The 21,396-nt window shown below is 73.4% G+C and carries 20 protein-coding genes; 7 read left to right on the top strand and 13 right to left on the bottom strand.

The window, feature by feature from the left end; translation table 11 throughout:
- Window positions 1-60 precede the first annotated feature (60 nt).
- Window positions 61-1,038 carry a pirin family protein gene (locus ACTFAP_RS14535; protein WP_500466513.1) on the top strand — a complete coding sequence of 326 codons (978 nt, stop codon included), beginning with the start codon at window positions 61-63 and terminating at the stop codon, window positions 1,036-1,038.
- A 149-nt stretch (window positions 1,039-1,187) separates the two neighbouring features.
- Window positions 1,188-2,960: an aspartate--tRNA ligase gene (gene aspS / locus ACTFAP_RS14530; RefSeq protein WP_436979881.1), complete on the top strand. Its 1,773-nt coding sequence runs from the start codon at window positions 1,188-1,190 to the stop codon at window positions 2,958-2,960.
- 66 nt (window positions 2,961-3,026) lie between these two features.
- Here the strand turns inward: aspS and ACTFAP_RS14525 are convergent, their stop codons facing one another.
- The 4 genes from ACTFAP_RS14525 to ACTFAP_RS14510 form a co-directional block, all read right to left on the bottom strand.
- Window positions 3,027-3,569, bottom strand: coding sequence for an SgcJ/EcaC family oxidoreductase (locus ACTFAP_RS14525; RefSeq protein WP_500466512.1), 543 nt, complete (start codon window positions 3,567-3,569; stop codon window positions 3,027-3,029).
- 120 nt (window positions 3,570-3,689) lie between these two features.
- Window positions 3,690-4,145, bottom strand: coding sequence for a tellurite resistance TerB family protein (locus tag ACTFAP_RS14520; RefSeq protein WP_453854566.1), 456 nt, complete (start codon window positions 4,143-4,145; stop codon window positions 3,690-3,692).
- A gap of 92 nt (window positions 4,146-4,237) precedes the next feature.
- Entirely contained in the window at window positions 4,238-4,999 is a 762-nt protein-coding gene (locus ACTFAP_RS14515) for a class I SAM-dependent methyltransferase (RefSeq protein ID WP_500466511.1), read from the bottom strand.
- Window positions 5,000-5,087: 88 nt separating this feature from the next.
- A complete protein-coding gene (locus ACTFAP_RS14510; RefSeq protein ID WP_500466510.1) occupies window positions 5,088-7,391 on the bottom strand; it encodes a heavy metal translocating P-type ATPase in 2,304 nt (767 codons plus the stop codon).
- Between the two features lie 176 nt (window positions 7,392-7,567).
- On the opposite strand from ACTFAP_RS14510, the gene trxA reads away from it, so the two are divergent.
- Together trxA and ACTFAP_RS14500 are read left to right on the top strand one after the other, a co-directional pair.
- The gene (gene trxA, locus ACTFAP_RS14505; protein WP_390115710.1) at window positions 7,568-7,972 is read left to right on the top strand and encodes a thioredoxin; all 405 of its coding nucleotides are present in this window, start codon (window positions 7,568-7,570) and stop codon (window positions 7,970-7,972) included.
- A 9-nt stretch (window positions 7,973-7,981) separates the two neighbouring features.
- Window positions 7,982-9,193, top strand: a complete 1,212-nt coding sequence (locus ACTFAP_RS14500) for an aminotransferase class I/II-fold pyridoxal phosphate-dependent enzyme (protein ID WP_500466509.1) — start codon at window positions 7,982-7,984, stop codon at window positions 9,191-9,193.
- Here ACTFAP_RS14500 and ACTFAP_RS14495 read toward each other — a convergent pair.
- Window positions 9,129-9,662 (bottom strand): MarR family winged helix-turn-helix transcriptional regulator, encoded by a 534-nt coding sequence (locus tag ACTFAP_RS14495; RefSeq protein WP_500466508.1) that lies wholly within the window; start codon window positions 9,660-9,662, stop codon window positions 9,129-9,131. The genes ACTFAP_RS14500 and ACTFAP_RS14495 overlap by 65 nt on opposite strands.
- Window positions 9,663-9,949: 287 nt before the next feature.
- Here ACTFAP_RS14495 and ACTFAP_RS14490 point away from each other — a divergent pair, with 287 nt between their 5' ends.
- A complete protein-coding gene (locus ACTFAP_RS14490; RefSeq protein WP_500466507.1) occupies window positions 9,950-10,888 on the top strand; it encodes a radical SAM/SPASM domain-containing protein in 939 nt (312 codons plus the stop codon).
- A 42-nt stretch (window positions 10,889-10,930) separates the two neighbouring features.
- Here ACTFAP_RS14490 and ACTFAP_RS14485 read toward each other — a convergent pair whose 3' ends face one another.
- Genes ACTFAP_RS14485 through ACTFAP_RS14475 form a run of 3 tightly spaced genes read right to left on the bottom strand, consistent with a single transcriptional unit; the run spans window position 10,931 to window position 12,473 of the window.
- The gene (locus ACTFAP_RS14485; RefSeq protein ID WP_390115702.1) at window positions 10,931-11,269 is read right to left on the bottom strand and encodes a rhodanese-like domain-containing protein; all 339 of its coding nucleotides are present in this window, start codon (window positions 11,267-11,269) and stop codon (window positions 10,931-10,933) included.
- 17 nt (window positions 11,270-11,286) lie between these two features.
- Complete coding sequence (locus tag ACTFAP_RS14480; RefSeq protein WP_495684856.1) at window positions 11,287-12,135, bottom strand: hypothetical protein; 849 nt, start codon at window positions 12,133-12,135, stop codon at window positions 11,287-11,289.
- Between the two features lie 17 nt (window positions 12,136-12,152).
- A complete protein-coding gene (locus ACTFAP_RS14475) occupies window positions 12,153-12,473 on the bottom strand; it encodes a winged helix-turn-helix transcriptional regulator (protein ID WP_046725643.1) in 321 nt (106 codons plus the stop codon).
- A 232-nt stretch (window positions 12,474-12,705) separates the two neighbouring features.
- On the opposite strand from ACTFAP_RS14475, the gene ACTFAP_RS14470 reads away from it, so the two are divergent.
- On the top strand, window positions 12,706-13,344 hold the full coding sequence (locus ACTFAP_RS14470) for an NAD(P)H-dependent oxidoreductase (protein ID WP_495684855.1): 639 nt from the start codon (window positions 12,706-12,708) through the stop codon (window positions 13,342-13,344).
- Window positions 13,345-13,450: 106 nt separating this feature from the next.
- On the opposite strand, the gene ACTFAP_RS14465 is transcribed toward ACTFAP_RS14470, so the two are convergent.
- Window positions 13,451-14,857: an NAD(P)-binding domain-containing protein gene (locus tag ACTFAP_RS14465; RefSeq protein ID WP_500466506.1), complete on the bottom strand. Its 1,407-nt coding sequence runs from the start codon at window positions 14,855-14,857 to the stop codon at window positions 13,451-13,453.
- Window positions 14,842-16,206, bottom strand: coding sequence for a carboxylate--amine ligase (locus ACTFAP_RS14460; protein ID WP_500466505.1), 1,365 nt, complete (start codon window positions 16,204-16,206; stop codon window positions 14,842-14,844). Before ACTFAP_RS14460 ends, ACTFAP_RS14465 begins: the two co-directional genes overlap by 16 nt.
- Before the next feature lie 110 nt (window positions 16,207-16,316).
- Between ACTFAP_RS14460 and ACTFAP_RS14455 the strand changes: the two genes are divergently transcribed.
- Complete coding sequence (locus tag ACTFAP_RS14455) at window positions 16,317-17,366, top strand: glycoside hydrolase family 26 protein (protein ID WP_500466504.1); 1,050 nt, start codon at window positions 16,317-16,319, stop codon at window positions 17,364-17,366.
- Here ACTFAP_RS14455 and ACTFAP_RS14450 read toward each other — a convergent pair.
- Genes ACTFAP_RS14450 through ACTFAP_RS14440 form a run of 3 tightly spaced genes read right to left on the bottom strand, consistent with a single transcriptional unit; the run spans window position 17,363 to window position 21,287 of the window.
- Window positions 17,363-19,486: a hypothetical protein gene (locus ACTFAP_RS14450; RefSeq protein WP_500466503.1), complete on the bottom strand. Its 2,124-nt coding sequence runs from the start codon at window positions 19,484-19,486 to the stop codon at window positions 17,363-17,365. The genes ACTFAP_RS14455 and ACTFAP_RS14450 overlap by 4 nt on opposite strands.
- On the bottom strand, window positions 19,483-20,571 hold the full coding sequence (locus ACTFAP_RS14445) for a glycosyltransferase (protein ID WP_500466502.1): 1,089 nt from the start codon (window positions 20,569-20,571) through the stop codon (window positions 19,483-19,485). Before ACTFAP_RS14445 ends, ACTFAP_RS14450 begins: the two co-directional genes overlap by 4 nt.
- Window positions 20,568-21,287, bottom strand: coding sequence for a polysaccharide deacetylase family protein (locus ACTFAP_RS14440; RefSeq protein WP_500469470.1), 720 nt, complete (start codon window positions 21,285-21,287; stop codon window positions 20,568-20,570). Before ACTFAP_RS14440 ends, ACTFAP_RS14445 begins: the two co-directional genes overlap by 4 nt.
- Between the last annotated feature and the right edge of the window lie 109 nt (window positions 21,288-21,396).

Here is a 21,396-nt window from a genome sequence, read left to right as displayed (position 1 = left end):
CCCACTCGACGAATGTTCATCGTTCAACTATTCTGATGACCGTTGCCGAGGAGGTAAGCCATGCCCGCCATCACCGTCGAGAACCCGCTCACCCTGCCCAAGGTCGCCGCCCCCGCCCCCACCGGCGACACCCCCGTGCCGGCCCGCAAGGTGCTCACCGTCACCACCGCGCCCACCGGCTTCGAGGGGGAGGGCTTCCCGGTCCGCCGCGCCTTCGCGGGCATCAACTACCGGCACCTCGACCCGTTCATCATGATGGACCAGATGGGCGAGGTGGAGTACGCCGCCGGCGAGGCCAAGGGCACCCCCTGGCACCCGCACCGCGGCTTCGAGACCGTCACGTACCTCCTGGACGGCACCTTCGTCCACCAGGACTCCGAGGGCGGCGGCGGCGTCATCAAGGACGGCGACACCCAGTGGATGACCGCGGGCTCCGGCCTGCTGCACATCGAGGCCCCGCCGGAGGAGCTGGTCCTCGCGGGCGGCGTCTTCCACGGCATCCAGCTGTGGGTCAACCTCCCCGCCAAAAGCAAGATGACCAACCCCCGCTACCAGGACATCGGCGGCGGCAACGTCAAGCTGCTCTCCACCCCCGACGGCGGCGCCCTGCTGCGCCTGATCGCCGGTGACCTCGACGGCCACGAGGGCCCGGGCGTCACCCACACCCCCATCACCCTCATCCACGCCACCGTCACGGCCGGCGCCGAGCTGACGCTGCCCTGGCGTCCCGGCTTCAACGCGCTCGCCTACGTCCTGGCCGGACGCGGCACCGTGGGCACCGAGCGGCGCCCGGTCGAGCTGGGCCAGACCGCCGTCTTCGGCGCCGAGGGCGAGACGCTCACCCTGCGGGCGGACGAGCGCCAGGACTCCCACACCCCGGCGCTGGAGGTCATCCTGCTGGGCGGGCAGCCGATCCGGGAGCCGATGGCCCACTACGGACCCTTCGTGATGAACTCGCACGCCGAGCTGTCCCAGGCCTTCGACGACTTCCAGGCCGGACGGCTGGGGCGCATCCCGGCCACCCGCGAGAAGCGCTGAACGACGGGAGAGCCGACGGGAGAGCCGAGGGGAGACAAGCGGTCTTTCTTGCCTTTTGACCGCTTTATCCCTTTGCGGTGACCGGGCCCTGGACGGGACGGTAGTCTGAGTGGTCCATTCCCGGAACGTGTTGACGACTTGGATGAATGATGCATAGGTACCGGTCCCACCTCTGCGGCGAGCTGCGCTCCGCGGACATCGGCAAGGATGTCCGACTGTCGGGATGGCTGCACAATCGCCGCAATCTGGGCGGCATCCTCTTCATCGACCTGCGCGACCACTACGGCATCGTGCAGCTGGTCGTCCGCCCCGGCAGCGCCGTGAACGAGCAGCTCAGCTCGCTCTCCAAGGAGACGGTGATCCGCGTCGACGGCACGGTCGTGGCGCGTGGCGCGGACAACGTCAACCCCGAGCTGCCCACCGGCGAGATCGAGGTCGAGGTCGGCGAGGTCGAGGTGCTCGGCGCCGCCGACCAGATCCCGTTCACCATCAACGCCGACGACGGGGTGAACGAGGAACGCCGCCTGGAGTACCGCTTCCTGGACCTGCGCCGGGAGCGGATGCACCGCAACATCATCCTGCGCTCGCAGGTCATCTCCGCCATCCGGCAGAAGATGACCGCCCAGAACTTCACCGAGCTGGCGACCCCGATCCTCTCCGCCACCTCCCCCGAGGGCGCGCGCGACTTCCTGGTGCCCTCGCGGCTGCACGCCGGCAAGTTCTACGCCCTGCCGCAGGCTCCGCAGCAGTTCAAGCAGCTGCTGATGATCGCCGGCTTCGACCGGTACTTCCAGATCGCGCCCTGCTTCCGCGACGAGGACGCCCGCGCCGACCGCTCGCCCGGCGAGTTCTACCAGCTCGACGTCGAGATGAGCTTCGTCGAGCAGGAGGACGTCTTCCAGGTCATCGAGAAGGTGATGACCGAACTGTTCGAGGAGTTCGGCGGCGGGCGCCACGTCACCTCGCCCTTCCCGCGCATCCCCTACCGCGAGGCGATGCTCAAGTACGGCTCCGACAAGCCGGATCTGCGGGCCCGGCTGGAGCTGACCGACGTCTCGGAGATCTTCGCGGGATCGGGCTTCAAGGCGTTCGCCGACAAGCACGTGCGCGCGCTGGCCGTCCCGGACACCGCCGGGCAGCCGCGCAAGTTCTTCGACCAGCTCGGTGAGTACGCCATCACCCAGGGCGCCAAGGGCCTGGCCTGGGTCCGGGTCGGCGAGGACGGCCGTACGCTCACCGGTCCGATCGCCAAGTTCCTCACCGAGGCCGACACCGACGCCCTGCTCGGCAAGCTGAACGCCACCGCGGGCACCGCCGTGTTCTTCGGCGCCGGTGACTTCGAGGAGGTCTCGAAGATCATGGGCGCGGTGCGGGTGGAGGCCGCGCGCCGCGCCGGGCACTTCGAGGACGGCGTCTTCCGGTTCTGCTGGGTCGTCGACTTCCCGATGTTCGAGCGCAACGAGGACACCGGGCAGATCGAGTTCTCGCACAACCCGTTCTCCATGCCGCAGGGCGGCCTGGAGGCGCTGCGCGGCAAGGACCCGCTGGACATCCTGGCCTGGCAGTACGACATCGTGTGCAACGGCGTCGAGCTGTCCTCGGGCGCCATCCGCAACCACGAGCCCGACGTGATGTACGAGGCGTTCGGCATCGCCGGCTACTCCCGGGACGACGTGGAGCGGGAGTTCGGCGGCATGCTGCGGGCGTTCAAGTTCGGCGCCCCGCCGCACGGCGGGATCGCCCCGGGCGTGGACCGCATCGTGATGCTGCTGGCGGACGAGCCGAACATCCGCGAGACCATCGCCTTCCCGCTCAACGGCAACGCCCAGGACCTGCTGATGGGCGCCCCGAGCGAGGTGGACGAGGCCCGGCTGCGGGAGCTGCACCTGAGCGTGCGCAAGCCGCCGGCGCAGGAGAAGTAGCACGCGGACAAGGGTGAAGCCCGGGAGGACGGCCACGCCGCCTCCCGGGCTTTCCCGTAGGCGCGATCAGCCCTCGGGGTTGGCCGAGGAGTGGTGGCTGACGATCAGCCACTCGCCGGTGTGCCTGTCCTTCTCGTAGACGAAGGTGTAGCGGGCGTCGACGGTGGAGGTGACGCCGTCCTCGGTGAGGGTGAAGGTGTACGAACCGGAGTCGACAGCGGAGGTCGGGCTCAGGATGTCGACGTGGGACTCGTTGATCTCACCGGAGGGGTGCTTCTCCAGGAAGTGCTCGAAGTAGTCGACGATGCCGTCGCGGTCCGAACGTATCTGGTTGGAGAGGGTCGGGAGCAGCACGCCGTCGGGAGCGTACAGGTCGGCGACCTGCTCCGGGTCCAGCGTGGCGAGGGCGTCGTTCCAGGTGTCGAACTGGTCCCGGATCTCCTGCTGGGTGGGGTAGGTGGTGTGCGGCCGGTGACGACCGTGACCAAACGTTTCTGCACTGATGTCGGCAGAGGCGACGGCGGTGGCCCCGGAGGCCGCCGTGAGCAGCAGCAGGCTGCTGGCGGCGACCGCGTAGCCGGTCCGGGATCGCGAAGTGATCTTACGCATAGGGCCCATGAGTACAGGCCCCCGGTGAAACGCTCTCCAAGAGTTGGTCAAGGAACTGGCATGGCAGGGCAAGGAGTTGACCAAGCCCGGCCATGTTCGTTCACATCCGGTCAGTTGAGTTTAGAGGTCGAACTCAGCCGGGGGGATGTCCAGCGCGAAGCAGACATCACGGACGACCTTGCGCTCCTGGGCGTCGAAGTCCCCGTCCGCGCCGCCGATCACGATGCCGATCTGGATGACCGCCCGCGCCTCGGCCGGCTTCTTCTTCACCTTGGCGATCTCCTGCATCACCCCGATCTTCCCGAAGTCGAAGTCGGCGGTGAGCTGGTCGGCGTACTTGTTGAACCGCTGCCGCAGATCGTCGGCCGGGAAGTTCTGGAGCACCTCGTTGCCGCCGATGAGCGCCGCGACCCGCTGCCGCTCGGCCGGGTCCACCGAACCGTCGGCGGCGGACACCAGCGCGCACATGGCCATGCTGGCGTCCCGGAACGCCCCGCTCTTGAGGTCGTTCTTCTTCGCCACCAGCTGGGACTGCATGGTCTGGGCGGAATCCTTGATCCGGTCCCACAGGGCCATGGTCTGCTCTCCTCGACGTGCGTTGCGTCAGCCTTACCTGACGTCAACGAACCCGGGTGGGACACGAGTTCCGTACGGACGGGGGCGCGTTGTCACAGCCCCGGCGCCGGCCCCGGGCGCAGGGCGCGGAAGTACAGAAACCGGGGCGCGGTGGAGAGCAGGTCGAACCACGCCGGGTCCTGCTCCCGGGCCTCGGGGCGGGGCATCGGCTCCGCCAGCCGGTCCACCGTGAAACCGGCGTCCCGCAGGGCGTTGAAGGCCGCGCCGAGCGGGCGGCGGTAGAACCATACGGTGCGGGGGCGGTCGGCCACCGTCCAGGTGTCCGTCACCCGCTCGGTGCGGAAGTAGTCGGGCCGCTCGAACCAGTGCCAGTCCTCCCCCGGGTGGTGCACCGACATCACCAGCGCGCCGCCGGGCCGCAGCACGCGGCGCAGTTCGGCCAGCGGGCCGCTCCAGTCCTCCAGGTAGTGCAGCACGAGGGAGGCGGTGACCAGGTCGAAGGAGGCGTCCGGGAGGAAGTCCAGCGGGGCGGCGAGGTCCGCGTGGTGGAAGCGGCCGCTGTCGCCGCAGCGTTCGCCCGCCAGCCGCACCATCTGCGCGCTGGCGTCGATCCCCGTGACGGACGCGGCGCCGCGCTCGATGAGCAGCGCGGACAGGTGCCCGGCGGCGCAGCCCACGTCGAGCACCCGCCGGCCCGTCACGTCCCCCGCCAGCGCGAGGATGGCGGGCCGGTCGTAGTGGACGTTGACGATGTTCGAGGCGGTGTGCTCGGCGTACTCCGCGCCCATCGCGTCGTACTGGTCGGGCTCGTCCGGCGATGGGGACGGGGCGGGCTGGTCGGGCTGTCGCGTCATCGTCCCAGGGTGGCCCATCGGCGCGCCCGGCGGAAACGGCGACGGCGGCCGGGGATCGCTCCCCGGCCGCCGTCCGCCCCGCGCGCCGTCACCGGCGTTCGGCCGCCCGGAAGGTGCGCAGCCGCAGGCTGTTGGCCACCACAGACACCGAGGAGAAGGCCATCGCCGCGCCCGCCAGCATCGGGTTCAGCAGCCCGGCCGCCGCCAGCGGCAGCGCGGCGACGTTGTAGCCGAACGCCCAGACCAGGTTGGTCTTGATGGTGAACAGCGTCTTGCGGGAGAGCCGGATGGCGTCCGCCGCCGCCCGCAGGTCGCCGCGTACCAGGGTGAGGTCACCGGCCTCGATCGCGGCGTCCGTCCCGGTGCCCATCGCCAGGCCCAGGTCGGCGGTGGCCAGCGCGGCGGCGTCGTTCACGCCGTCGCCGACCATGGCGACCGTCCTGCCCCCGTCCTGCAGCCGCCGGACGACATCCACCTTGTCCTGCGGCATCACCTCGGCGATGACGTGCTCGGCGTCGATGCCGACCTCCGCCGCCACCGACCGGGCCACGGCCTCGTTGTCACCGGTCAGCAGGATCGGGGTCAGGCCCAGGTCGCGCAGTCGTGCGACCGCCTCGGCGCTGGTCCCCTTCACCGCGTCGGCGACCTCGAACACGGCCCGCGCCTCGCCGTCCCAGGCGACGGTGATCGCGGTGCGGCCGGCGGCCTCCGCCTGCGCCCGGGCCGCCGCCAGCACCTCGGGCAGCTCGATGGCCCACTCCCTCAGCAGCCGTTCCCGGCCCACCAGGACGGCGTGGCCCTCCACGACTCCCTGCACGCCGAGCCCCGGCACATTGGCGAAGTCCTCGGGGGTGGGCAGCGGTGCCCCCAGGCGCTGCGCCGCGCCCGCCGCGACCGCCTGGGCGATCGGGTGCTCGGAGGCGTGCTCCAGCGCCCCGGCCAGCCGCAGCACGTCGGCCTCCCGCGTACCGTCCGCGACGTGCACGTCCAGCAGGGTCATCCGGCCGGTGGTGACCGTGCCGGTCTTGTCGAGCACGATCGTGTCGGCCTTGCGGGTGTTCTCCAGGACCTCGGGGCCCTTGATGAGGACGCCGATCTGCGCGCCGCGCCCCGTACCGACCAGCAGGGCCGTCGGGGTGGCCAGGCCCAGCGCACACGGGCAGGCGATGATCAGCACGGCCACGGCGGCGGTGAACGCGGCGGACGCCCCGCCGCCCGTCAGCAGCCAGAAGGCCAGCGTGCCCAGGGCCAGGACGATCACGGCCGGTACGAACACCGCCGAGATCCGGTCGGCGAGCCGCTGGGCCGCCGCCTTGCCGTTCTGGGCGTCCTCGACGAGCTTCGCCATCCGCGCCAGCTGGGTGTCGGCGCCGACCCGGGTGGCCTCGACCACCAGCCGGCCGCCGGCGTTCACGGTGGCGCCGGTGACCGCGTCCCCGGCCGCGACCTCCACCGGTACGGACTCGCCGGTCAGCATGGACGCGTCCACGGCGGACGAGCCCTCCACCACCACACCGTCGGTGGCGATCTTCTCGCCGGGGCGCACCAGGAAGCGGTCGCCGACCGCGAGGCTGCCGACCGGCACCAGGACGGGTACGCCGTCCCGCAGCACCGTGACCTCCTTGGCGCCCAGTTCCATCAGGGCCCGCAGGGCCGCGCCCGCCTTGCGCTTGGCGCGGGCCTCCAGATAGCGGCCGGTCAGCAGGAAGGCGGTGACCCCGGCCGCCGCCTCCAGGTAGATGTTGCCGCTGGCGTCGCCGCGCTGGATGGTCAGCTCGAAGGGGTGGGTCATGCCGGGGTGGCCGGCCATGCCGAAGAACAGCGCCCACACCGACCACAGCAGCGCGGCCATGGTGCCGATGGACACGAGGGTGTCCATGGTGGCGGCGCCGTGCCGGGCGTTGGTGAAGGCGGCCCGGTGGAAGGACCAGCCGCCCCAGATCACGGCGGGCGCGGCGAGGGTCAGGGAGAGCCACTGCCAGTACTCGAACTGCCAGGCCGGCACCATGGCCAGCACGACCACGGGGACGGACAGCGCCACGGTGACCAGCAGCCGGTGCCGCAGCGTGGCCAGCTCGTCGGGGGCACCGGGGGTGGCCCGGGCGCCGGTGCCCGTGCCGCCCGGCGCGGCGGGGGCGGGCTCGGGTACCGGTGGTTCCGGTACGGCGGCGGTGTACCCCGTCCGCTCGACCACGGCGATGAGATCGGGCACCGCCACCTCGCCCCCGTAGCTGACCCTGGCCTTCTCGGTGGCGTAGTTGACGCTCGCCGTCACCCCCTCCATGCGGTTGAGCTTCTTCTCGATCCGCGCCGCGCAGGAGGCGCACGTCATCCCGCCGATGGCGAGCTCGATCTCGTCCCTGGTGCCGCTGCCACTCATGCTGTCGTTCATGCCTGCTCTCCTCACGGGCGAATATACCCTAGGGAGGTATCCCGCCCCCTGCCTCCTGTATACCCCTGAGGGGTATCTCGGCGCAAGAAGCCCGACGGAATACGCATCGACCCCGGGGGGTTCCGGGTAGGGGCAGCCGGAACCCGAACCCGCATGGCCGAGAGAGTGAGAGTGCGATGACCACCATCGAGCTGACCAAGGACAACTTCGAGGAGCAGGTCGCCAGCAAGGGGATCGCCTTCGTCGACTTCTGGGCCTCCTGGTGCGGGCCCTGCCGCAAGTTCGCCCCCGTCTTCGAGGAGGCGGCCGGCCGGCACGACGACATCATGTTCGGCAAGGTGGACACCGAGGCCCAGCAGGAGCTGGCCCAGGCCTTCCAGATCACCTCCATCCCCACCCTGATGGCGATCCGCGACAACGTCGTGCTGTACTCCCAGCCCGGCGCCATCCCCGGCACCGCGCTGGAGGAGCTGATCGCCAAGGTCCGCGAGGTCGACATGGCCGAGGTGCACCAGAAGCTCGCCGAGCAGCAGGCCGCGGAGGAGGGCGCGCAGCAGCCGGGCCAGGGACCCGCCGCCTAAGGTAGGTCCATGAGCAGCGGCAGCCGGGCGATCGCGACCTCCGTCTTCACCGAGATGACCGAACTGGCCCGGCGCACGGGGGCCGTCAACCTCGGGCAGGGCGTGCCCGAACTGCCCGGCCCGCCCGCACTGCTGCGCGACGTGAGCGCGGCGGTGCTGGCCGGCGACAACCAGTACCCGCCCGCCTACGGGCTGCCCGCCCTGCGCGAGGCCATCGCCGCCCACCAGCTGCGCCGCTACGGCCTGCGGCACGCGCCGGACGGCGAGGTCCTGGTCACCACCGGCGCCACCGAGGCGCTGGCCGCCGCCGTCCTCGCCCTCACCGGGCCCGGCGACGAGATCCTCACCTTCGACCCCTGCTACGACGCCTACCCCGCCGGCGCCCGGCTCAGCGGCGCCACACTGACGGCCGTGCCGCTCGCCGCCGACGGGGACCGCTTCGTCCTGGACGCCGACGCGCTGCGCGCCGCCGTCACCCCGCGCACCCGGCTGCTGCTGTTCAACTCCCCGCACAACCCCACCGGCAAGGTCTTCACCCCCGCCGAACTGGAAACCGTGGCGGCGGTGTGCCGCGAGCACGACCTGATCGCGGTCACCGACGAGGTGTACGAGCACCTGCTGTACGACGAGGGCGGCCGGCACCTGCCGCTCGCCGCGCTGCCCGGGATGCGCGAGCGCACCCTGACCATCTCCTCGGCCGGCAAGACGTTCAATGTCACCGGCTGGAAGGTGGGCTGGGTCTGCGGCCCGCCCCGCCTGGTCAGCGCCGTCACCTCCGTGAAGCAGTTCCTCACCTACGCCTCGGGCACCCCGTACCAGGCGGCCCTGGCCCGCGCGCTGGACGGCGTCGAGGAGTGGACGGCCCAGTTGCGGGAGACGCTGCGGGCGAACCGGGCGCTGCTCACCGAGGGACTGACGGCGGCCGGACTGCGCCCGTACCGCGCCGAGGCCGGGTACTTCCTCCAGGCCGATGTCCGGCCCTGGGGGTACAGGGACGGGGTGCGGTTCTGCCGCGAACTGCCCGAGCGTGCCGGGGTGGTCGCGATCCCGACCTCCGCCTTCCAGCTGAACCCGGGCGGGCCGGGATCCCCGCCGTGGCTGGCGCGGTTCTCGTTCTGCAAGCGGCCGGAGTCGCTGCGGGAGGCGGCGGAACGGCTCAGTGCGGCGGCACCGGCGGCGGGGGCTGCTCCGACGGCCGCGCCGTCACGCCCCACGGCGTAGGCCCCGTCCCCTCCGGCGGCCGTTCGCCGGCGGCCAGCCTGCGCAGCGGGCCGGTCACCGCGCGCCGCAGCATCGCCTTGAGCGCGGTGCGTTCGGCCTCGTCCAGGCCGGCCAGCGCCAGCCGTTCGATGGCCGCCACCTCGGCGCGCGCGGCGGCCAGGGCCAGCTGTCCGGCGTCGGTGGCCGTGACGATGCGCGCCCGGCGGTCCTCCGGGTCCGGGCGCCGGGTGATCAGCCCGGCCTTCTCCAGGTCGTCCAGGACGGCGACCATCTTGCTCTTGTCGATGGACGACGCCTCGGACAGCGCCAGCTGGGTGCGGGCCGGCTCCTCCGCGAGCCCGAGGAGCACGGTGTACCCCCACAGGTCCATGCCGTGCTGCCGCACGGCCCGGTCCTCGGCCACGGTGAGCCCGAACTTCATCTGCAGCAGCAGCCATCGCAGGTCGTCTTCAAGCTCGCCGCTGCTCATGCGCAGATGCTAGCAAGCCCAAGATCTTCTCAAACAGAAATGGTTGGCGCCATATATTCATCCGCATCGAGAACTACTTTCCCTCAACGCCCCGGGCCCCGAGGATCCACGGCTGACACCCGGCGTACCCCGACAGGCCGCGGCCGGATCCGTACCGCTCCCCCTGTACGGGCCACCCGCCGTCGCCGGGCGTCTCTTCGGGCGCGGTCACGTCGTTAGCGCTGTGACCACGACGCACGACGGACAGCGCGAACGACGCGACCGCACCCCCGGAGGGACCGCCGCCCATGCCCACGCACCCCCTGCGCCCCCGCTTCGCCTGGCTGGAGATCACCGGCTTCTGCAATCTGCGCTGCCGGCACTGCTACGCCGGTTCCTCCCCGCAGGGCACCCACGGCGAGATGACCGACGCCGACTGGCTGCGGGTGCTCGGCGAGCTGAGCGATCTCGGCGTGCGCGACGTGCAGTTCATCGGCGGCGAGCCCACCCTGCACCCCGGTCTGCCTGCGTACATCCACCGCGCCCGCCGGCATGGCATGGAGGTGGAGGTGTTCAGCAACATGACGCACATCGGCCCCCCGCTGTGGGAGGCGCTGCGCCGCGACGGGGTACGGCTGGCCTTCAGCTACTACAGCGCGGACCCCGCCGCCCACGACGAGGTGACCGGAGCGGCCGGGGCGCACGCCCGCACCCGCGCCAACATCCGGCGCGCCCGCGAACTGGGCGTACCGCTGCGCGGCAGCCTCATCGAGGAGGTGCGCACCGTGCCGGAACAGCGTGCCGGGGACGGCGCCCGGCGCGATCTGCTGGAGCTGGGGGTGCGCGAGATCGGTACGGACCGGGTCCGCCCGTACGGGCGGGCCGCCGCCGACGGCGCGGGACGCGCCCCGGAGTGCGGCGGGCTGTGCGGACGCTGCGGCCACGGGCGGCTCGCGGTGCTGCCCGACGGGCGCGTCACCCCGTGCGTGTTCTCCCGCTGGCTGGCCATGGGCAACGCGCGCGAGCAGAGCCTGCGGGAGATCTGCGTCGGCGACGCGACCCTGCGGGCGCGGGAGGAGCTGGCGGCGCACTTCCCGCCGGCGGCCGTGCACGCCACCCCCGTCTGTCTCCCCGACTGCGCCCCCGCCGCGGGCGTCAAGAAGAGGAAGAAGCGCACGGAGGACGAGGAGGGGACGGGCGGCGGAACGGAGCCGGCGGCCGGGCTGCGCAGGACCGCGGGCCGCTGACGGCGACGGCGACGGCCCGCACCCGTGAGCCCGTCCGCCCCGCTACAGGACGAACGGCTCGCCCGCGTCGCTCACCAGCGGCTTGCCCGCCTCGTGCCAGGCCTGCAGCCCGCCCGCCACATTGGTCGCGTCGATGCCCTGCTGCACCAGGAACCCGGTGACCTGCGCCGACCGGCCGCCCACCCGGCACAGCACGTACAGCGGTCCGTCCCCGGCCCGTTCGGTGATCTCCGGGAGCCGGTCCACGACCTCACGGATGGGGACGTGCAGCGCGCCCTCGGCGCGCCCTGCCGCCCACTCGTCCGGCTCGCGCACGTCCAGGAGTACGGCATCGGCGGGCACGTCACCCGCGGGAACGGTGGGGATGTTCGCGAAGTTCATACGCCCGACCCTAACGCTCACTCGCCGGCCAGCAGGGCGGCGAGTTCCGCCTCCTTGGCCGCGACCTTCTGCCGCAGTTCGCCGGCGATCTCCTCCAGCAGCACGTCCGGGTCCTCGGGCGCCATCCGCAGCATCGCCCCGATCGCGCTGTCCTCCAGCGCGGCGGCGGCGTCCGCCAGCAGTTCCTTCCGGTTGGCCAGCCACTCCAGGCGCGCGTACAGCTCCTCGCGCCGCCCGTACGCGGCGGGCTCCGGGGACGGGCCGACACCGCTGTCCCACTCGGCGGTCAGCTCGCGCAGCGCCTTCGCGTCGCCGCGCCCGTACGCCTGGTTGACCCGTACGAGAAAGGCGCCGCGCCGGTCGCGCTCGGTCGGGTCGGCGACCAGGTCGGGGTGGGCCCGGCGGACCAGCTCGCGGTAGAGCTTGCGCGCCTCCTCGCCGGGGCGCACCTTCGGCGGGGGCTGCACGGACTGCTCGGTGAGCATCGCGGCGGCCTCGGGCGAGAAGCCCTCGCCGTCCAGCCAGCCCTGGAACAGCTCGGAGACCTGGGGCATCGGCGCCACCATGGCGCGCGCCTCGCGGGCCCGGCGTTCGTCCTCGGGGTCCTTGGTGCGGGCGGCGACCGCCTCGGCGATCTCCGCCTCGATCTCCTCGAGGCGGCCGTAGAGCGGGCCCAGGCGCTGTTCGTGGAGCCGGGAGAAGTTCTCCACCTCGATGCGGAAGGTCTCCACCGCGATCTCGAACTCGATCAGCGCGGCCTCGGCGGCCCGCACCGCCTGATCGAGACGCTCGGTGGCGGCGGCTTCCTCACGCTCGTCGCGGGCGTCGGGCTCGTCGCGGGCTTCGTGCTCTTCCCCAGTTGTCACCCCGTCAGCCTAGGGGGTCATTCGCGCAGCGCCTCCGGGCACTGCTCCGCGCCGTTCACCAGGTGCTGCTCGGCCCAGCGCGACAGCTCCACCAGGGCCGGGCGCAGATCCTCGCCGGCCGCCGTGAGCCGGTAGGTGACACGCAGCGGGGGCCCGGGGTCCACCTCGCGCGAGACGAGTTCGAGCGCGGCCAGCTCGCTCAGCCGGTCCGAAAGCATCCGCTCGCTGATCCCCGGGATCGAGCGGCGCAGCACCGCGAACTGACCGGGTCCGCCCATCAGGGCGGCCACCACCAATCCCGTCCACCGCTTCCCGAAGACGCCGAAGACCCTGGTCATCGCGTCGTCGGGCTCGGTACACCGGCCGCCGTCCGTCTCCTTCACCCCCACGGGGGGCCTTTCCTCGCCATCCCGCTGCTCCGCCATGGATCCACTCTACGGGAAGAGGGGCACATTGCTATATAAAAGTAAGCTGCTACGCTAAAGAAATCTGCGCACTCTGCCGCAGTAACGTACGTCTTTCATCACCGCGTGTCACAGCCACGGTGACCGTCACGAAGGAATCACCCTCATGCCCACGCTGCTGCACATCGACTCCTCCCTGAACGGCGACAACAGCGTCTCCCGCGAGGTCACCAAGACCTTCCGCGAGGAGTGGCTCGCGCATCACCCCGATGGCAAGGTCATCTACCGCGACCTGGCCGCCGAGCCGCTGCCGCACACCACCGCCGTCTCGCACTACGCGCCCAACGTCGACGCCGGGGACCGCACCCCCGAGCAGCAGGCCGCGTACGCGCTCCGCGACGAGCTGGCCAAGGAGCTGGAGGAGGCCGACGCCGTCGTCCTGGGCGCGCCGCTGTACAACTACACGATCCCCTCCACGCTCAAGAGCTGGCTGGACCACGTGATCATCGGTGGCCGCACCTCGATGGCCGAGACCCCGAGCGCCGCCGGCACCCCCGTCACCGTGGTCACCAGCCGTGGCGGCTCGTACGCGCCGGGCACCCCCATGGAGGGCAACGACTTCGCCCAGAACTACCTCACCTTCGTTCTCGGCAGCACCCTCGCCCTGGACGTCAGCTTCATCGTTCCGGAACTGACCCTGGCCCGGATCGTGCCGGCCATGTCCGGGCTGATCGAGCAGGCCGACGCCTCCCGCGCCAAGGCGCACGAGGAGGCCCGCGACCGCGCCAAGGCCCTCGCCGCCTGAGCCGGCGCCCCGGCGCCCCGGCGCCCCGGCGCCGCCGCGCACGACAGCGGACGCCACGAAGCCCCGCCCGTCACGGGCGGGGCTTCGTGCTGTCCGGCGCCTCTCCTCAGCCGGCGGAAGACCGCGCCTGTTCCTGCCCGGCCGCCCCCGCCTCCTCCTCGGCCCGGTCCGGTACGCCCGTCCCGCCCGTCTCGTCCGCTCCGGCTTTCCCGTCCTCGCCGGCCTTCCCGGCCTTCCCGGCGTCGCTCTCCTGGGCGGCCGGCCGGGGCACGCTCGGCACGGACACCCCCGCCGTCGCGCCCCCGGGCACGCTCGCCAGCCGCGCCAGCCGCTGCCGCACCGCCTTCACCAGCCGCCCCGCCGTGAAGGACGCCCCGTACACGAACCGCATCGAGGGCCCGAACGTCGGCGCCGCCAGCAGCCCCGCGAAGAAGAGGCCGGGCCGCGATGACTCGAAGCCCGAGTCCAGCTGCGGCGCCCGCGTCCCCAGCACCGCCGTCAGCCCGTCCCGCAGCGCCGGGTCGAGCAGGTCGAGCCGGCGCAGATCCGGTACGAAGCCGGTGGCCGCGATGACGTGCTCCGTCTCGATCAGCGACCGCCCCTCGCCCGGCGTGGCCAGTTCGAGCCGCACGCCGTCCTCGATCCGTACCGCCCGCCGGATCCGGTGTCCCAGCCGGACCGGCACCGCCCCCTCCACCCGTTCCCGCAGCCACCACGCGCCCGCCGGGCCCAGCGCCGTCGTGGCGATCTTGACCCGGGTGGTCTCGGGCAGCCGGCGCACCGCCCACGGCACGCGCGAGTACGCCCAGCTGCTCCACCCCGTGCCGAGCCCGCTGTGCGGGGCGCGCAGCCGGGCCAGCGGGTTGCGGCGCAGCGGCTGCGGCACGGTGTTCCAGTTGATGGCGCCCGCCCGGGCCACCACCGTGGGCAGCGCGCCGTGCTCCAGCAGCAGCGCGGCCGTCTCCAGCGCCGCCTGCCCCGCGCCGACCACCGTCACCTCCTGCCCCTTGAACGCGGCCAGGTCACGGTGCCCGCTGCTGTGCGAGGCCAGTTCCCGTGGCAGTTCGCGCAGCGCCTGCGGCAGATGGACGAACGGCATGACGCCGATCGCCAGTGCCAGCGTGCGGCACAGCATGACCTCGCCGGTGTCCGTCTCCACCCGGAAGCCGTCGCCGTGCGGCGTCACGGACACGACGTTCTGTTCCTCCACCGGCACCGGGAGCCGCTGCGCGAACCACATGCCGTAGTCCGTGAACGTCTCGATCGGCAACGGATGGCCGTGCTCGGCCCGTTCCTCGCGCTCCGCGCAGTAGGCGGCGAGGGTGTGCTCGCGCGCCGCGTCGGACAGATTGGACGCCCAGGGCTCCGACTTCAGGAACATGCCGTCGGGCATGTGATCCCGCCAGGACGCCATCGGCCGGCCCAGGATCCGCAGATCCAGACCGGCCGCCGCCGCGTGCGCGGCGATCGACAGGCCGTACGGGCCGGCGCCTACCACTACCAGGTCGTGCATCGGGGTTCGCCGCTCTCTCTCGCTCGGTTGGGTGAGGTGGAAGGGGGGACGACGCGGGCACCGGCACGGGGGCCGGGACCGGCATCGCGCGGGGAGGGCGGGACGGGCGGGACGGGGGCCGGGGAGCACGGGGAAGGAGAGCGGGAGGAAGAGGAGAGGGACAGCGCCCGCTCCCACCCCTTGCGCGCCACCTGCGCCGTCCACCCGCCCGCCATCGCCGCGAACGGCGCCGGATCGTCCGCCGCGAACCACGCCGCCTCCACCGGCCGCCCGCGCAGCGCCGCCACCCGCGCGGGGGCGGTCAGGGCGGCCAGCAGCCCGTAGTTCTCGGCGACGAACATCCGCCCCGGCACCGCCCGCCCCGCCGGCACCCGCCGCCCCGTCAGATCCAGGTGCAGCGCCCGCACCACGTCGAGCCCCGACGGATCCGTGAACAGCCGGAACTGCGCCCCGGGACGCGGGTTGACATCCAGCAGGTGGTACGCGCCGGAGCCGGCCTCGCGGCGGAAGTCCAGGTCGAGGATGCCGTGATGGCCCAGGTGCGCCGCCAGCCGACCGGCCGCCGCCGCCACCTCGGGGTTCTCCCGCCAGCTCCCCACGGCGGTGGCCCCGGCGCCCAGCGGCCAGGACACGTCCTTGCGCCCGGTGCCCCCGTACAGCGGCACCCCGCCCCGGCCGAAACAGCCGTGGAAGAACCAGTCGGCGTTCCGGCCGCCGGCCAGCCGCCGCTGGAGCAGCAGCCGGCTCCCGGCCCGGGCGCGCGCCGCGTACAGCCGCAGCGCCTGACCGGCCGAGGTGATCACGGTCGCGCTGCGCAGCCCGCTGCCCTTCGGCAGCAGCCAGGGGCGGCTCCACTTGGCGATCAGCGGCAGCCCCAGCTCCCGTACGGCGGCGGCCACCTCCTCCGGCCCTTCCGGGACGACGGTGGCGGGGTGCGGCAGCCCGAGCTCCGCGCACAGCCCGGCCAGTTGCGCCTTGTCGGCGGCCCGCTCCACGGCGCCGGGCACCGTCCCGGGCAGTAGATAGGCGCCGCGCAGGCGGTCCGCGAGGCCGGAGGCCAGGGCGAGCGCGCCCGCGTCGTCCATGGGAAGGAGAACGGCGGGCCGCCCGATGCGTTCCGCGGTACGCAGCAGCAGCCGCTCGACATCGATATCCGCGGCCCCGGGAATGGGGTGCGCCCGGTGCAGATAACGGGACCGGGCGAGAGGGCCGCGCGTGGATTCCACGAAAGCGTGCACTTCCACGCCCGCCCGGCCGAGTGAGCGAACGGCACCGAGCGAACCGTGGTGAAAGGGATGGTGATCGAGTCGGAGCAGCAGTGCGGGCACTCTGGTGTCGAGCGGCGACATGCCCCAGATCATTCCCCGCACCCGCGCATACGATCGGCAGCCTCCTCGATCGGCCTATCAGAATGCCTTCGTGCGGCCCATTCAAGGGATTTTGTGCTTAACCTCGGATCATGATCGGCCTCGGAATCGCCACGACCGTCCTGCTGGCGGCGACCACCTCCGTCACCCCCCTGTCCAACGATTCCTTCGGCGCGTTCCTGGGCTCGGGCGCGGAGGGCGTGGACCGCGCCGAACTGCTGGAGCGCTGGCTGGGCGGCACGGAGATGACGGTCGGCCGGACCTACCTGCCCGGGGACCTGTGGTCGAACATCGAGGGCCGGCCCGAGTTCCTCGCCCCCTGGGCGGGATGGCGCCAGGAGAAGGACGACCGGCTGTTCGTCCTCAACGTCCCCATGCTGGAGCGCAACGAGGACGATCTGCCCGACCACCTGGTGGGGCAGCTGCTCCGTTCGGGGGCGTCGGGAAGCTACGACCAGCACTTCCGGGTGCTGGGCGAGCGGCTGGTGGCGGCCGGGCTCGCGGACGCGGTGCTCGTCCTGGGGTGGGAGATGAACGGAACGACGTACACGCACCGCTGCGCGCCGGACCCCGAGGCGTGGAAGCGGTACTGGCGGCGCATTGTGACCACGATGCGCGCCGTACCGGGACAGGACTTCCGTTTCGATTTCGCACCGAACAGAGGGACCGACGCGATCGAGTGGGACCGCTGTTATCCGGGGGACGACGTGGTCGACATCATCGGAATGGACACCTACGACCAGCCGCCCGGCGAAACGTTTGACGAGCAGATCAGCCAGCCGTACGGACTTCAGTTCCATGTCGATTTCGCGGCGGCGCACGGGAAGCCGATTTCCTTCCCGGAATGGGGCCTGTTCCGCAACGGGGACAACCCCGAATACATGCGGCGGATGCTGGAATGGATCGACGCGGTCCAGCCGGTGTATCACTCCATCAGTGATTACTGCCCGCACGGTGTGTGGCAATGCGTCCAGAACCCGGCGTCCTCGGAGGTCTTCCGCACCGCGCTGTCGGCGACGCCGCCGGAGTCCGGAACGGGCGGCCCCGGCCGCGGGCCGCGCCCCGGCGACGACGGCGCCGACGGCGAGGACGGCGACGGGGACACGGGCCCCGGCCGGGGCCCGCGCCCGGGCGACGGCTAGGGCCGACCGGACATCGGGCGGTCCGTCCGGGGTTGCGGTGCCGTCGGCTCCCGCTCCTCGGACGGGTCGTGCCGGCCGCTCTGGTCGCGCGGCTGGGCCGGCACGGTGCTGACCGGCCCCGGCGGGTCACCGGCGTTGCTCCGCACCAGCAGCACCAGAAGCCCCACCAGCAGCCCCGCCACCAGGCCCACCGCCAGCCGCACGAGCGGAGCGGCCGACACCGGGGCGGCCGAGGGCTGCGCCTCCGCGAAGACGGTGAGCCGGGCGCCGGTGCTGTCCGTGGCGTCATTGCCGTACGCGATCAGGGCACGGGCGACGGCATTGGCCATCTCGGCGGCCCGCCCCGCCCGCGCGGCCGTGCCGGTGATCTCGATCATCGGCGCGTCGGGGGACGTCGATGCCCGCACGCCGTCCCGCAGCCGGTCGAGCGAGACCCCGGCATCGGTCTGCGCGGTGGTCAGCACGGCGTCCCCGGTGGCGATCCGCCCGAACGCCTGGGCCAGCCCCACGGCGGCGGCCGGATCCGCCCCCCGACCGGCGTCCCGGACGACCACATAGCCACTGGCGGCGTACTCCCGGTCGGCCAGCAGCCCGTACCCCCCGCCCAGCAGCGCGCCGGCCACCCCGCACAGCGCCAGCGGCCACCAGAGCGGAACCCGGCGGCGGCCACGCGCCCACGCCACGACGCGCCGGAGGTCGCGGCACCCGGCGGACCCCGCGCGCCTGGCCCGGGCCGGCCACAAGCCCACCGGCAGGGCACGCGGCGCGCCACCGGCACGGTGTCGCGCCACCTTCCGGCCCCGGGCCGGCTCCGTACCGGCCTTCTCCCCCGCTCCGTGCGCCGTCCCACCGGGCCGCTCGCCGGACGGCCCGGCCGCTGCCGGATCAGCCGGCGAGCCCGCCGGGACGGTCCGCGTACGGCCCTCCTCACCCGCCGGCACGCCGGGTTCCGGCCCGCGCCGCGCCGGGACGGACTCGGTCGCCGCGTGGCTCACCTGCTCCCGCCGCTGCTCCGGCTCGTGCGCCGGATCCGCGACGGGGCGTTCCCGGCCACCCGGGCCCGGGAACGGCCACGCGTGCGCGGCGCGGGCCGACAGCCGCCGCGCCCTCAGCAGCAGAGCGGACCACCGGCCGGGGCCCGAGGCCCCCTTCGCCGGAGCCTGCCCGGACACGTCGGTTGCGGGCACCTCCGACTCGCTTCCCCGCGCTTCGGCCGGACGGGACGACGGCTGCACCCGCCCACCCTCCGCACCCACCGCGCCCCGTACGGACGCCTCCTGCGATGCCGGGTCCACGCCACCGGCCACCGCCTCCAGCTCGCCGTCCGGGAGGCCGGCCGAGGCGGGCGTGGGTTCCGCACGTTCACCGTCAACTCGCCGCTGCGTCCCCATTCCCACACCGCTGTCCGGCACGGCAGCCGCAAGGGGCGCCTGCTCCGCGCAACCGCCCTGGGCGTCCCGCCCGGCTGGCCGCTGAGGTCCCGGATCCGCCGCGCCGTCGGTGCTCCCCCTCGGCGGGGTTCCCCGGTCGCCCGCCGACTGCCGAGCGGGAGCGGCTGACAGCCCCGGCCTGGTACGGATCCGGCCGGCGCGGCCCGGCCGGAGCCCGGGGGTGCCCGCCGGGCGCGGTCGGCGGGAGGTCAGGACGCCCGGCCGCCGGGCCCGCAGCGGGCGCCGGGCGTTGATGAGGAACCACAGCAGCCAGGCCACGCCCACCATCCGCGCGACACCGTGCCCACGACGGCCGCCCCGGGGCGCTCGGGCGGCGATCGGTGACGCGTCTGTGCCGTCTCCCTCGTGGACCGCGTCCGGCCCGCCGGGGCGAGCCGACGGCCCCTCGGCGCCGCCCTCCGCCGGACGACCGGCCCCGGCGCCCACGGCGTGCGGGGACGCGTTCCCGGGACGCTCAGCCGCGCCGCCGTCACCGGCGCGGACGGCCGGCGCCTCGGCCCCCGCCGGGGCCACCGCGCCCACCTCCACCTCACCGGCCTCCGCCGCCACGGCCTCCCCCGCCGCCTGCTCCGCCCGGGCCGCCCGCACCACCGGGCGGGCCTGGCCGGGTGGTCGTTGCCGCTTCGGGCGGACCATGGCCTTCGCTCGCGTCTTCGCCTTGCGTCTCATCGGCTCTGCGCCCCTTCGTACACATCCATCAGTCGCCCGGCCGCCCGGCCGATGTCGTAGTGGTGCACCGCCTCGGGGACCGGGAAGCGGTACGGGGCCCGGTCCACCTCGGTGCGCAGCGCCGCCCGCAGGGCGTCCGCCCCGCCCCGCACCCGGCGCGCGCCCGGGGCGGCCTGCCGCGGGAGTTCGTCGATCGCCGGGCAGGTCACGTGCAGCACCGGCAGCCCGGCCGCCAGCGCCTCCAGCGTGGCCAGCCCGAAGGTCTCCTCCGTCGAGGCGGAGACGAAAACGTCCATCGCCGACAGCAGCGCGGGCACCTCGCACTCACCCGGCAGCAGGACCCGGTCCGCGATCCCGCACTCCGCCGCCAGGCGTTCCAGTGCGCCCCGCAGGGGACCCTCGCCGCCCAGGACCAGCCGCACGTTCCCCGGCAGCCCGGCCACCGCCCGTACCAGGTCGGCGAAGCCCTTCCCGGGCACCAGCCGGCCCACCCCGCCCACCAGCACCGCGTCCGGCGGGACGCCCAGCCGGGAGCGTTCCGCCGCCCGCGCCCCGGCCGCGTACCGGAACCGCCGCGCCGCGATGCCGTTGGGCACCACGTGGATCCGCTCCGCCGGCACCCCCCACTCCCGCAGCCGGCCCGCCACCGTGCCGGAGACGGCGACCGTGGCCCGGCCCAGCCGCTCGGTCGCCAGATACAGCTCGCGCGTCCCCCGGGTCAGCGGCCTGCCCTCCATCACCTTCTCGCCCAGTGAGTGCTCGGTCGCCACGACCGCCCGTACGCCGGCCAGCCGGGCGGCGACGCGGCCGTACACGCAGGCCCGGTAGAGATGGGTGTGCACCACGTCGTACCGGCCCCGGCGGATGAGCCGGGCCAGCTTGGGCAGCGCGCCCACGTCGCGGTTGCCGGCCATGCCCAGGTGCGTCACGCGGACGCCGTCGGCCCGCAGTTCGCGGGCGACCGCGCCCGGGTTGGTGAGGGTCACCACCTCGCTCTCCACCGGCAACCGCGCGATCAGTGAACGCAGTTGGCGTTCGGCGCCGCCGACGCCCAGGCCCGTGATGATGTGCAGGGCCCGCTTCACGCCGCGGCCTGCCCGTCCCCCACGAACGGCAGGGCCTCCACCGGGCGGCGCCGCAGCGGGTGCAGCAGCCGCTTGGCCCGCAGCCGCGCCCCGCCGTCCGACTGCCCGACGTGGACGCGCGGCAGCGCGTGCCGCCCGGTCAGCGGGCCGGGGTCGATGGCGCAGGCGTACGCGTAGCCCGCCTCGCGTACGGCGTCCACCGACCGCTCGTCGATCGTGCCGTAGGGGTAGCAGAAGCCGGCGATGTCCTGGCCGGTGAGCTCGGCCAGCCGCTCGCGGCTGCCGGCCGTTTCGGCGCGCAGGGTGTCCTCGTCGAGGTCGGGGAGCGCCCGGTGCAGCAGCCCGTGCGAGCCGATCTCCATGCCGGCCTCGGCGGCGGCCAGGATGCCGGCCTCGTCGAGGAGTTCCTTGCGCGGGCCGAGTTCGTCCCACTCGTTCTCGCCGCCGAGCCGCCCGGGCAGCACGAACACGGTCGCGGTGAACCCGTGCTGGCGCAGCAGCGGTACGGCGTGCCGGGTGAAGTCGGTGTAGCCGTCGTCGAAGGTGAGGGCGACCAGTCCGGAGGGGTCGCCCGCGTCGTGCGCGGCGAGGAGTTCGGCGGCGGAGACGCCGCGCAGGCCGCGCTTGCGCAGCCAGCCGAGCTGGTCGCGCAGCCGGTCGGGGGTGACGGTGATGTTGTACGGATCGGCGGGGGTCACCGTGACCGAGTGGTACATCAGCGTCCACAGGTGACGTCTCGCGGCGCGGCCCCGTACGGGCGTCTGCTCCCGTTCCCCTTCCCCGTCGTGCTCCGGCTCGGCTTCCGTGAGCAGTTCGTCGAGCGAG

Source organism: Streptomyces sp. PH9007 (assembly GCF_059813725.1).
This window is presented reverse-complemented; position numbering and strand designations above follow the sequence as displayed.